Below are 12,378 nucleotides of genomic sequence, written 5' to 3'. Positions count from 1 at the left end.
GCTGCCGCGTATCATGTTCAACGCCGACGGGTACACGCTCGATGATATGACCGTGGATGACATTCGCGATACCGCGGGCATTCCCGTGACCGTGGTATCCTGTAGCGTGCCCGAGTTCATCGAGCAGATCGAGGAACTGGTAGCGGGCTAGCGTTCTCGCGAATTCGGACGGTGCGCGTTCGCGCACGGATATATAAGAAGGAAATGATTATGGCACTACCTATCGTCGCCGTCGTCGGACGGCCGAACGTCGGCAAATCGACGTTCGTCAATCGCATCGTGGGCGGACAAGACGCCATCGTGCACGAGATGCGCGGCGTCACGCGCGACCGCTCGTATCATGAGGCCGATTGGAACGGCGTCCACTTCACGCTGATCGATACCGGCGGCATCGAAATGGGCAACGACGACGCCTTCCAGGAATCCATCCGCAACCAGGCCGTCATGGCAACGCAGGAAGCCGACGCCGTGGTGTTCCTGGTCGACGGCCGCACGGGCGCCGCGCCCGACGACCTCGAGGTCGCGCGCATCCTGAAGCGCAGCGGCAAGCCTGTCGTGCTGGCCGTGAACAAGATGGACGCCCCCGGAAAAGAGGACGGCCTGTGGGAGTTCTACAGCCTCGGTCTGGGCGATCCCTGGCCGATCTCTTCGATTCACGGCCACGGCACGGGCGATCTGCTCGACGAGGTCGTCGGCTACATCAAAGGCATCCCCGTCGAGGAGGAAGAGGACGTCGATTCGATCAACATCGCGATCATCGGCCGTCCGAACGCGGGCAAGAGCTCGCTGACCAACAAGCTGATCGGCCGCGAGCGCGCCATCGTCAGCGACGTGGCGGGCACCACGCGCGACGCCGTGGACACCACGGTCGAGCATGACGGCAAGTTCTATACGATCGTCGACACGGCCGGCCTGCGCAAGAAGAGCAAGATCGACGAAGACGTCGAATGCTACAGCTTCGTGCGTGCCATGCGTGCGATTGACCGCGCTGACGTGGCCATCCTGGTCATTGACGCGACGATCGGCCTGACCGACCAGGACCAGCGTGTCGCGGGCTTCGCTGCCGAGCGCGGTTGCGCCATGATCGTCCTTATGAACAAGCGCGATATCGTCGAAAGCGGCGAAGTGCTCGACGAGCTGCGCGAGACCATCGGCGACCGCTTGATGTTCGTCGGCTATGCTCCCGTCATCAGCATCTCCGCCCTGACGGGCAAGGGCGTTTCCCGCATCTGGGAAGCGGTCGACGCTGCCTACGAGAATTACTCCTCCCAGGTTTCGACGAGCAAGCTCAACGCATGGCTGCAGCATATTCGCGAGTTCGGCCACACGGTGTCGCAGGGCAAGAAGGTGCTTAAGATGAAGTACGTCACCCAGACGCGCACCTGCCCGCCCGAATTCACGTTCTTCGTCAACCATCCCGAGCTGATTAACGACAACTACCAGCGATTCCTCGAGAATCGCCTGCGTCAGGCGTTCGATCTTTCGGGTACGCCCATTCGCTTCAAGTTCAAGAAGAAGGATTAACCCGCCATGCTCGAGATAGCGGTAGCCCTCGGCGTATTCGCCGTAACCTTTCTGCTGGGGTCGATTCCTTGGGGCTTCATTATCTCCAAGACCGTATACCACACCGATATCCGCGAGCATGGATCGGGCAATATCGGCACCACGAACGCCATGCGCACGATGGGCAAGGCGGGCGGCGTCGCCGTGTTCCTGCTTGATTTCGGCAAGGGATTGCTTTCGGGGGGCATCGCACTCGCGGCGCTTTGGTTTCTCGTGCCGGGAGGCGGGCTCTTGCCTGATGCCTTGATTCGCTATGAGACCATGTGCGCCATTGCGACTACGGGGTGCACGCTCGGACATATTTTCAGTCCTTGGCTGCATTTCCGTGGAGGCAAGGGCATCGCGGTGGCCATCGGCGCGCTGTGCGTCGCGTTCGGGCCGGTGGGAGCATTCGTCGAAGTGTTCTGCATTTTCGTCCCGCTGGTTTTGATTACCCGGTACGTGTCCGTGGGGTCGATCGCGTCTGCCGCGTTGTGCCCGGTCATCGCTTGCTTCCTGTTCTGGGGGCAGTGGTCGGCCATTGCGCTTTACGCCTTGACGGGCGCTACGGTTGTCTGGGCCCATCGAGCCAACATCAAGCGCTTGATGGCAGGAACGGAATCGCGCATCGGCGCGAAGAAACGCCAGGCTTAAACGACGGAGCCGGGCTGAAAGAAAGCGCCTCGAAAGGGGCGCTTTCGTCGTTGTCGCGCAGAAAGCCGCATCTCGTTCCGCGGGTCGCGGAAACGAGGCTGATTTTCGCCGACGCAGGACGCGCGCCATGGGCGCGACGAAGGGAGTTGTCATGAAGGTTGCGGTTATCGGAGCGGGTTCGTGGGGAACGGCGCTTGCCAATGTGCTTGCCACGGCGGGTCATGACGCGGTGTTGTGGGCGCGCAAGGACGAAGTGTGCGCGGGCATCAACGACGAACATCGCAATCCGCGGTATCTGACGGACGCGGTGCTCGACGGCAAGGTGAGCGCGACGTCGAGCCATGAGCGTGCGCTGATGGGCGCACGTGCCGTCGTCATCGTCACGCCGTCGTCCATCCTGCGCGAGGCGGCGCGCGATATCGCCCCGTTCGTCGGCTCCGAAATGCCGATCGCCATCTGTTCGAAGGGCGTTGAGGCGGGTACCGGTCTTCTTCCCGTCGAAATCTTCGAGGATGAATTGGGCGGCCGCGATCGCATCGCCGCATTGACCGGTCCCAACCACGCCGAAGAGGTGGTTAAGGGAATCGCGTCGGGAACGGTGATCGCGTCGTCCGGCGCCGGCACGGCGCTGTTTTTCCAGGATCTTTTTGCCACGGAGTCGTTTCGAACCTATGTCAGCGACGACATCGTGGGCGCCGAAGTCTGCGCCGCGTTCAAGAACGTCATCGCGATCGCGGTGGGTGCTGCATATGGTTTCGGCATGGGGGACAACACCGCCGCGCTCATCATGACGCGCGGTCTTGCCGAGATGAGCAGGCTCGTGGAAGCGTGCGGCGGCTCTGCGATGACGTGTCTGGGCCTTGCGGGCGTCGGCGACTTGATCGCCACCTGCACGAGCGAGCATTCCCGTAACCGCACATTCGGCTATCGCATGGCGCAGGGCACGACGCTCGAGCAGTACAGGGCCGAGACCCACATGGTGGTCGAGGGCGCACTGGCCTGCAAGACCCTCGGCGCGCTGGCGGAGGCGCACGAGGTCGAACTTCCTATCACGAGCATGGTGCGTAGCGTGCTGTGGGAAGGCGTCGATCCGAAAGTCGCCGCCGCCGCGCTGTTCGACCGCTCCCTGAAGCCCGAGTTCTACTAAGCCTGCCAAGGGCTTGGCGCATTTTCGAGCGAGGGCCTCGTAAGCTGCCCTCGCAAGGCCTTTCGAACGCCATATCCCGCCGATGTCCTTATTCGTGTACACGAATGGAGTATGCTCGGCTTATCATCTCGAAAAGGACAGAGGAGGTCTATCGTGTCGATGGATGACGATATGCGGTTGCGGCCGTTCGCGCTTCGTCGCGACGGCGAGACCCAACGGCGTCTGTACGCCGTGCTCTCGTCGCCGAAACGCGACTTCTACGTTCATGGAATCATCGTGCTGTGGGACCTGCATTGCTCGAAGCGATGGATCACCAAGGACGATTTCGTCGAGACGCTCGCCACGCGTTTCGAGAACCATCTCGTGAACGGCGCGCTCGGCGTGCGCGACGAATTTCTCGATGAGAATTTCTCGGTCGAGGAGGACGATTCCGCCGAGGAGGAAAGCCCGCTTTCACGCGCCCGCATCGTGTTTCGCCGTCTTCATGAGACGGGATGGTTCGAACTGTTCAAAGACTCCGTCGAAGGCGCGCTCAAGACGACGCTCGTCGTCGGCGACCGGGCAAGCCGCCTGGCCGAATTCGTGACGGCCGACGCGCGTCGTTCGCATGTAGATTCGACCTCGTGCGTGCTCAACGTGCGCGCGAGCCTCGAGCATGCGCAAAGCGGGCTGGAGCGCGCCCGGGTCGACGGCCGCGGCATCGATGACGCCGTGGTCAGGGGAGTGGTGGGGCGCGAGCTGTGCGAAGCGCTGAAGAACGCCCGCGAGCGCTCGGAGGCCCTGAACGCCCGTATCCGTCGCACCTGCCATGAATTCAAGCTCACCTCCATGAGGATCGCGAGCTGCCGTACCCAGTACGACCTGCAGTTCGTCATGGACGATTACGAGCAGGGATTGTTCGATTCCATCATGCAGCCGCTGCGCATCGAAGACGGGTTCGACCGCAACGGCGATGCTATCGTGCGAATGCTCGACGCCTGGAGCGTCGACTCCGACCTCATGGCCTTGGTGCGCGAGGCGTCGCGTCTGCCGGGCATGCCCGAGGGCCTTTCGCGTCCGTTCGAATTTATCCAGGACGTGCGCTATACCTATGCGGTCAGGGTCAGGGACGCGTGGGAATACGCGCTGTCGCTCGAAAAACGCGTCACATCCGAGATGTCGAAGAAGCACCGCATGCTCTTGGGAGGTGCATCGACGATGGCGGCCGCATACGAGCGCGCGATCATGCAGGTCTCGCAAAGCGACGAGACGCGTGCGGATCTGGCGCTCGAGGCGATGCAGGATGTTCTTTTCCTGCCCGATAAGGGGGCCTTCGACGATTCGTGCCTTTCGACGTTTCGAGCGCAGGAAGACGCGGAGAAGATGAATCGCGTCATGATCGCCGACCAGGGCGATATGCCTGCAGTGCGCCGTGACGACGCCGTGGCGGAAAGCGCCCTGACGCGCGCGGGCAAGAAGATGCAGCGCATGGTCGCATGCCAAGGCGAAGTAGACGGCTCGTCGCTTCCTCTTTCGAGCCGCGCCGACCGCGTTCAGCAGATGCTGTACGTCCTGGCGGCCGATTCGAAGGATTCCGCCTATGCCGTGCCGCGGATCGACGACGAAGACCGTATGTCGTCGGGCGGCCAGAATATCGTGCGCGTTCGATTCGTGGAAAGGGCTTCGCGATGAAGCGGTTCTATCAAATGGAAACGGAAAAGAAGGTCAAGGCGGTCTGCGCGGCGCTGATCGCCCATCGCTACCTGTGCAAGATGAAATGGGTCTCGCAGGAAGGGGAGCGGACGAAAGACGTCTCGCCGGAGTTCATGTTCTGCGAAGACCATGAGGACGAGGTGCGCGCCCGTCTCGAAGCGGTGGGATACGACCTCGACCTGGATCCGTTGGGCAATTTCTACATCTGTGCGCCGCAAGACGACATCGGCGTCCGCTACGAGCGCCTCGATCGCGCGGAGACGCTGTTTTTGTTCGGCCTAGCCGTGACGTACGAGAACAAGCGTTCCGAGATGGGCCGATTCGCGACGGTCGATTCCGACATGAATGAGCTTCTCGGTCTTTTGTGCGTCACGTATCGCGCGTTCGACAAGGAGCCTTCCACGGCCGAGGTCAGGCGCATCATGGCGCGCTTCGAGCGCGCGGGCATCGTCTTGCGCAAGCGCGGGCGCTGGTCCGACCTCGACGTCGAGTTCGCGATCCAGCCCGCCGTCGTGCATGTGGCCGACCGCGCGACGGTCGATGCTTACGAGAAGCGCTATGCGGCGGCGCTCGATGGAACGGAAGCCGCGCTCGATGCGACCGACGACGATGCGGGGGACGATGATGACGAATAATGGCGTGCAGGCGGGCATCTACGCGCGAAAGCTGCTCGTGGTGAACTGGTCGCTTCATCAGATGAAGCTTTACGAGCCGTTCAGCGTCGACGGCTCGGTATTCGCGGGCGCGAACGGATCGGGCAAGTCGACCGCCTTCGATGCGTTCCTCACTGTTTTGCTGGGAAGTACCAGGCGCACGAACTACAACCAGGCCTCCAAGTCGCATAGCGCCGATACGCGCAATTTCGCCGAATACGTGGTGGGCAGGCGCAAGGGCTCGTCTCAGAAGGGCGTGCGCGAGGGCATGGACTTCACGACCCATATCGTGGCCGTGTTCTGGGATTCCCTGCGCGGATCGGAGGTCGCCTTCGGCATGTGCTGCGATTACCGCAGCCGCCTCGGCGCGGGCAACTTGGTGCCTAACTATTATTTCTACGAGGGCGGCCTTCCCGCCGACCGCTTCATCGAAGACGGCGAGGCGCTCAGCGTGCGCGACACGAAGCTTCACTTGAAGCATCTCGAAGACGAGGGCGTCATCTCGAATCTGCACCTATGCGAATCGACCTCCGAATATAACAAGGGCTTCCTTGCTCGCATGGGATTCAGCGATCCGAGCTACTTCGGCGCATTGAAAAACCTCGTGGCCATCGGCAAAGATACGCGTATCGAGGACTTCATCTACCGCTACCTGTGCGACGGCCGCAGCGTGACGACGGCCGACGACATGAACAGCAACATCGACAGTTGGCAGCAGTGCCGCGAAGACCTCGACCGCGCGATCGAGCGCCAAGGCGTGATCGGTCAGGAGCGCGAACGCTTCGCCGCATGGCGCGCTTCCGAAGATGAACGAGACATTCTGATGCGTGCCCGCGTATTGAGGCAGCGCGCCGATCTTGCGGGTGAAATCGACGCGTTGCGCAAAGAAGAGGACGATATCGAGGCCGAGCGCGCGCAGCTCAATGCTCGGATCGTCGCCTTGGAAGCGCGCGCCGACAGCTTGGATAGCGAACGCCAGGCGAAATGGGACTTGGTGAAAAACGACGACGTCCAGCGCGAGCGCGGGCGCCTTGCGAAAGACATCGAACGCATCGATGCCGAGATCGAACGCTACGAGGGACGTTCCCGCGACGACCTCCGCATGCTCTCCGAGAGCATGGCGGTTCTGCGCGAGGCGCGCCGGTCGTCTGATTTTGCCGAGCTGGCCTGCGCCGATGCGGTACAGCGTCTCGAGGAGGCCCTGGGGGCCGCGGTCGAACACGGCATCGGCCTGCTCGATGAGGGCCCCGATGCCTTCGACCGCCTTATCGACCTTGCGACCGAGGCGTATCTGGAGGCGCAGAACGAGGAGTTCGCCGCGCGCGATGCGCATCGAGAGGCTTCGGACCGCCAGCTCGAGGCGATGCGCAGGAAAAAGGCCGCCGAAGCGGGAGAGGCGGTACGCGACGCCGATGCCGACGCGCTCATCGCATATCTGTGCGACGAGGCCGGCGTCGAGGCGACGTGTCTGTGCGACGCCATCGATATCGCCCCTGGCGAACAGGGGTGGCGCGCCGCCGTCGAGGGCATGCTCGGACGCAGGCGGACCGACCTCTTGGTGGCTCCCGATTCGTTCGCGCGGGCTTTTCGCGCATATGGGTCGTATCGCGGCCGCAAGACCGTGCGGCTCATCGATACGCCGGGCATCTTGAAGCATATGGAGAACTCGACGCGCTCCGAGGGGTCGCTCGCGGCCAAGACGACGGCCGCCGAGGGTCGTTTCGCGAAGGTCGCGACGGCATATGTCGATTGGGCGCTCGGGGATATCGCCTGCTGCGCCGATAGAGAAAGCTTGCTGGCGTTCATCAAGGACAATCCCGGCAAATCGGCCGTCACGGCGAACGGCGACTGCTATCGCGGGTTCGCCGTGTACGCGCTTCCCGGGCGCGATCGCATCCGTTTCATGATCGGCTCGTCTGCGCAGGAGGCGCGCCGCGCCGAGGATATTCGCGAGGCTGAGAAGGCCATCGCAGACAACGAAAGCCTCGCGGCCGCCCTGTCGGCCCGTCAGGACCTGTTGCGCTCCATCAAAGCGGCGTGTCCCGACAGGGAATCGCGTTTCGCGCGCGGGATCGCTTCGATGGTGGACGATTACGGCCGGTTGGCATCGGCCCGCGCCGAAGCGGAGGGCATGCGCGCGGCGCTCGCCGCTTCGGGATCGGGCGAGTCCGCCGCCATCATGGAATCGGTGCGCGCCCTGAAAGAGGAAATAGAATCCGTCCGCGCCGAATCGGCGCAGTGCCAGCGTGCGCTCGGCGATGCCGACCGTCGTGCGAAAAACGCGGCGGGCAGGCGCGAGCGATGCGAGGCCGATTTCGCGAAGACCGAGACGGCGAACGTCGCTTTGGAGGAAGGACGCCTCGAAGAGGCCGCCCGCCGGGAGTGCGTGGACAATTCGTTCAAAGAGCTCGAGGAGCGTTCGCGCACCAAGGCGTCGGCGAGCAGGGAATGCTGGAATGCGCTCGTTGCCTTCCGTCGCGAGCACGCGGCCGCCGTTTCGGCGGAGCAGGTCGACGAAGCCGACCGCGGCAACGAGGCGTGGGAGCGCGAATGGAGCGCCCTCGAGACGAACGTCATCCCCGAAAGGCGGGTGCTGTTCGAGCGCATGGAAACCGAGACGAAAGAGGGATTCACCACGGCGATCGTGGGCGCGCTGCGAAACGGCATCGTCGATGTCAGGAGAACGATCCGCGAAACGAACGCCTATCTGGCCGAGTGCCCGTTCGGCGATATCAGGTATCGTTTCGATTGGTCGAAGAACCCCGATTACGCGCCGTATTACGACATGATCATGGACCCCGATTTCGACAATGCCTTGGGCGGCTTGTGGGACGAGGCGTTCCATACGAAGCACGGCGCCGTGATCGACAGCTTCTTCGACACGATCAGGGACAGCCGTTGCGCCGAGACCGAGCAGCAGCGCAACGAGGCCCTTGCGCGCAAGCGCGCCCTTCTTGATTACAAGAGCTATCTGAGCTTCGACATGAAGGAAGTGCGCCCCGACGGAAGCGAGGTGTCGCTGAAGGCCGGCTTGGGAGGCAGCTCGGGCGGCGAACAGATGCTGCCGTTCTACGTGGTGTTGTTCGCGTCGATGGCGCACCGGTGCCGCACGAAGAAGCAGGGTCTCGACGGCAATACGCTGCGTACGGTGCTGATCGACGAGGCGTTCGAGGTGGTCGACAGCGAGCGTACCGTTCAGGCTATCGAGCTGATGCAGCGCCTCGGCCTGCAGCCCATCCTGGCAACGCCGAACGAGCGTGTTGGAACGTTCGCGGCTATGACGGGCAGCGGCTTCATCCATCGCAATCTCGGCGGTGCGTTCGAGGTGTCGCGCTGGTATGACGAACAAGCCGAAGACGAATAAGCGGCCTGAGGAGGAGCCATGCCCGGCCCGAGCGAACGCAAGCGCCTCGAGCGCATCGAAGAGGCTCGCAAAGCCGTCGCCGAAAAAGTCGTGCGTCTCTGCGAACGCCGGCGGCTGCGCGGAGAGCCAATTCATTCGTTCACGGTGCGCATAGCTCCGACGAAGGGGGAATATGCGAAAGGGAAGGCAGGGTGCGGCGGCTACGACCCGCGTGATGCCGAATCGCGCGAGGTTTTCCTCGCCGTCGTGTCCGACTTGGAGCGCGCGTGCGGAATCGGCGTGAAACGCGATCCGACGGGAGCTCCCGAGTCGCTCGTCATCAACGAGCTCGCCGCCCGATACGCATACCGTGCGGCGGGAAGAAGCCTCGATGACGCCGAAGAGGCCGCCCGCCTTTTGGGGCTTTTGAAATCGACGGCGCGTGCTTGCGCCGACGTGCCGTGGGCGCTTGCCTGGATCGACCGTATCGCTGCCGACGCGAAACGCCCGGGCGGCCTTCTCCGGCTTCGCGAGCGCTATAAAGAAGGCGTCGTGGAAGATGTCTGCGCGGCGTTGCAAGTGTATGCCGCGGGCGATTTTCGCGGATGGCAGCGCGTCTTGTCGGTCGCGGCATACGGCGATTCCAAACATTTCGAGACGTCTGTCGCCCCGTCGTTCGTAAAGGCGGCCGAAACAGGCGGCTTTTCGTTCGACCCCTCCCTCGACGCCGACGGCAAGCTTTCGGCCCTGGGGTTTCATTCCGAGAAATACCATTGCGTGGCGATAGGGGGCAATGTCGTCGTGCGTCCCGCTTGGGGCGCGATCGACTTGTCTGCAGCGGGAGGCGAGGGCCTGGCGCTTTCCCTTTCCGCCGTGGAAGGGTTCGCCGAATCGTCGTGCGACGAAGTGGGGGCGTGCGTGGTCGTCGAGAACCTGACGAACTTCCGTGTGCTGTGCCGTGAAGCGCCGCGAGGCCTTCTTGTCGTATGGGGACACGGCCGGCCGAATGAGGCGGTCTGTCGGCTCGTCGAGCTTCTCGACGTCGCCTTGCCTCCCGCTGCGCCTTTGCGCGCATGGTCCGATATCGATACGGGAGGCTTCGGCATCGTGTCGAAACTGATGTCGCTCAGCGCGAGGATACAGCCCCTCATGATGGGCGAAGAGGAGCTGCGAGCGGTCGGCACAGCGCATTTGCTCAAGCGTTCGGACGAATATTGGGACGATATGGTACGTTCGTTCGCGGACAAAGGCGGCTCCTGTTTCCGAGAGGCGGCATCGATATGCCTCGATTTTCAAGGGACGCTCGAACAAGAGGCGTTGCTTTTCGCCTACGCGAGCGAAAAGATCGCCCGTCTGCTCGACGGCGAAGATTAGACATCGGTTTTATTCTTGGCCTTCGACCAGGTGTTTTTGAAAATGACGGTACGTTTTTCAAAAAAGTTTGAAAAAGTGCTTGCCAAAGTGTCATATCAGGCGTAATATATCGTCTTGCGTTTGAGGGAAACGAAAAACGAAACGAAAACGCAACGGGTTGTGGCGCAGTTTGGTAGCGCACTTGACTGGGGGTCAAGGGGCCGCAGGTTCAAATCCTGTCAACCCGACCAGAACTTACAGACCAGAGCATCCGCTCTGGTCTTTTTCTTTTTCTCGGTCGAATAAGGGCGACCTTCGCTATTGTGCCGTGCTGCATGGGACTCAGGGTCAATGCGATCCCAGGTTCGTTTCCAATGGAAAACGAGCGGCGTCTTAAGCAGCTGCTCGTCGGTTCTAAATCTTCGCTTTGCTTGCGATTCCCGCCAATACGGCGCGGATCGCGCTTTGATTCTGCTTTCGATACGGAATGCCTGCCAGATAAAGCTGTTCGACGTTCAGGTCGAGCAGCTTCTCACGCGGGGTGGCGTAAGGGTTGCCCGACAGGATGACCATGTCGGCGATTTTGCCGACTTCGAGCGACCCGCGTTCTGGCTCGTCGAAGGTGACCCAGCTGCCGTTGTGGGTGCACATCCGCAGCGCCTCCTGGACCGTAATCGACTCGTCGGGGTTCGAATGGTTGCATGCACGATGCAGCCACAGAATAGGGTCGGGGTCGGTGCAGGGCGCATCGGATCCCGCGGAAAGCACGATGCCCTTCTTTCGCATGGTCCGCAGCGGATTGAGATGGCGGGTGCGCTCCCCCAGGATGCTTTCCAGGTATGAATCGGGTTCCTGCGGTCAATCGATGAAGGCCGTCTGCATGGGGAGATGGATGCCGTACGCGGCGCAGATGTCCAGTCCTTGTTCCGTGGGGAGGCAGGCGTGGATGATGCCGTGGCGGTGGTCTTTGCGCGGGAAGTCGTCGAGCGCCGCTTTTATGCAGCGCGTTGCTTGGTCGAAGGCGGCGTCGCCGATCGCATGCATTTCGATCTGCAGCCCTGCGCGGTTTGCGGTCTTGCAGAACTCGATGACCGTTTCATCGGAATAGTACAGCACGCCGCGCGCGTCGCTTTTCTCGTACGGTTCGTTGAGCGCGGCATCGGCCGACCCGAAGCACCCGTCGAGCGCGCACGCGAAGCACCCGCCAATGCGGGGAATCTTGCGTTTCTGCGCGACTGACACGTCGAGCGACTGCGGAAACACGCGCACTTGGAATCCCGACTGGGCGCTTTTGCCGACCCATTTCTCAAGCGATATGTCCAAATTGCCCGCGAAACCGACGCCGCTGACGGTATGGACCATGCCGATGCCCTTTGCGGCCAGGCGGTCCATTGCGCGCTGCATGCTGGTTATCAGCTGTGGGATCGAAAGCGAATCGGTGACGTGGTCGGATACGGCGAAAAACGCCTCCTGGTTCATTTCGCCCGAATCGGGGTGATAGCCTCTGAGGTTTTTCACCTTGTCTTCGATTTCGTTCAGGAGCAGCGAATTCACCACGCACGCATGGCCGTCGTATTTGACCAGCATCGCGGGCTTGCCGGGGCATGCTTCGTCAAGTTGGGCGCGTGAAACCAAACGGCCCTCTTCGACGGAGAAAGGAGACGCGCCGAAGGCGATGACTATCTTGTCTGTACATTGTGCGGCGAAGTCATGAAGCATACGGACGATTTGGTCGTTCGAACGGGCGTCCATGACATCGAGTCCGGCGCTGAACGTCGCATAGCTTGCGAAATGCTGATGGGTGTCGACGAAGCTCGGGTACAGCGCGCGCCCTTCGAGTTCGACGACGTGTGTCGAAGCGAATTCAGCGGGAGGTTCGTCGCCGACGTAGACGATGACGCCGTCGCGCTCGACAAGATATGAAGCGACGCTGTCGTTTTCGTCGCAGCAGAGTATGGTGCCGTGGAATATCGTTTCGCTCATAGCCTTCGCCT

At 62.1% G+C, this 12,378-nt stretch carries 7 protein-coding genes, 1 tRNA gene and 1 pseudogene; 8 read left to right on the top strand and 1 reads right to left on the bottom strand.

The window, feature by feature from the left end:
• Positions 1-210: 210 nt before the first annotated feature.
• The 8 genes from der to Q6E04_RS08425 all read left to right on the top strand — a co-directional run bounded on the left by der (position 211) and on the right by Q6E04_RS08425 (position 10,635).
• Positions 211-1,524 (top strand): ribosome biogenesis GTPase Der, encoded by a 1,314-nt coding sequence (gene der / locus Q6E04_RS08460; RefSeq protein WP_303250337.1) that lies wholly within the window; start codon positions 211-213, stop codon positions 1,522-1,524.
• Between the two features lie 6 nt (positions 1,525-1,530).
• Entirely contained in the window at positions 1,531-2,196 is a 666-nt protein-coding gene (gene plsY / locus Q6E04_RS08455; RefSeq protein WP_303250336.1) for a glycerol-3-phosphate 1-O-acyltransferase PlsY, read from the top strand.
• A 151-nt stretch (positions 2,197-2,347) separates the two neighbouring features.
• A complete protein-coding gene (locus tag Q6E04_RS08450) occupies positions 2,348-3,343 on the top strand; it encodes an NAD(P)H-dependent glycerol-3-phosphate dehydrogenase (protein ID WP_303250335.1) in 996 nt (331 codons plus the stop codon).
• Between the two features lie 159 nt (positions 3,344-3,502).
• The gene (locus Q6E04_RS08445) at positions 3,503-5,014 is read left to right on the top strand and encodes a Wadjet anti-phage system protein JetA family protein (protein WP_303250338.1); all 1,512 of its coding nucleotides are present in this window, start codon (positions 3,503-3,505) and stop codon (positions 5,012-5,014) included.
• Positions 5,011-5,670: a DUF4194 domain-containing protein gene (locus tag Q6E04_RS08440; protein WP_303250334.1), complete on the top strand. Its 660-nt coding sequence runs from the start codon at positions 5,011-5,013 to the stop codon at positions 5,668-5,670. Before Q6E04_RS08445 ends, Q6E04_RS08440 begins: the two co-directional genes overlap by 4 nt.
• The gene (locus Q6E04_RS08435; protein WP_303250333.1) at positions 5,657-9,052 is read left to right on the top strand and encodes an SbcC/MukB-like Walker B domain-containing protein; all 3,396 of its coding nucleotides are present in this window, start codon (positions 5,657-5,659) and stop codon (positions 9,050-9,052) included. The genes Q6E04_RS08440 and Q6E04_RS08435 overlap by 14 nt, the downstream gene beginning before the upstream one ends.
• 18 nt (positions 9,053-9,070) lie before the next feature.
• Positions 9,071-10,405: a Wadjet anti-phage system protein JetD domain-containing protein gene (locus tag Q6E04_RS08430; protein WP_303250332.1), complete on the top strand. Its 1,335-nt coding sequence runs from the start codon at positions 9,071-9,073 to the stop codon at positions 10,403-10,405.
• Between the two features lie 153 nt (positions 10,406-10,558).
• Positions 10,559-10,635: transfer RNA gene (locus tag Q6E04_RS08425), tRNA-Pro, on the top strand.
• 163 nt (positions 10,636-10,798) lie between these two features.
• On the opposite strand, the pseudogene Q6E04_RS08420 reads toward Q6E04_RS08425, so the two are convergent.
• Positions 10,799-12,367: pseudogene (locus Q6E04_RS08420) on the bottom strand (amidohydrolase).
• Positions 12,368-12,378 lie beyond the last annotated feature (11 nt).

Origin of the sequence: uncultured Slackia sp. (assembly GCF_959608125.1) — a bacterium.
In the GTDB taxonomy this organism is placed as follows: domain Bacteria; phylum Actinomycetota; class Coriobacteriia; order Coriobacteriales; family Eggerthellaceae; genus Slackia.
This window is presented reverse-complemented; position numbering and strand designations above follow the sequence as displayed.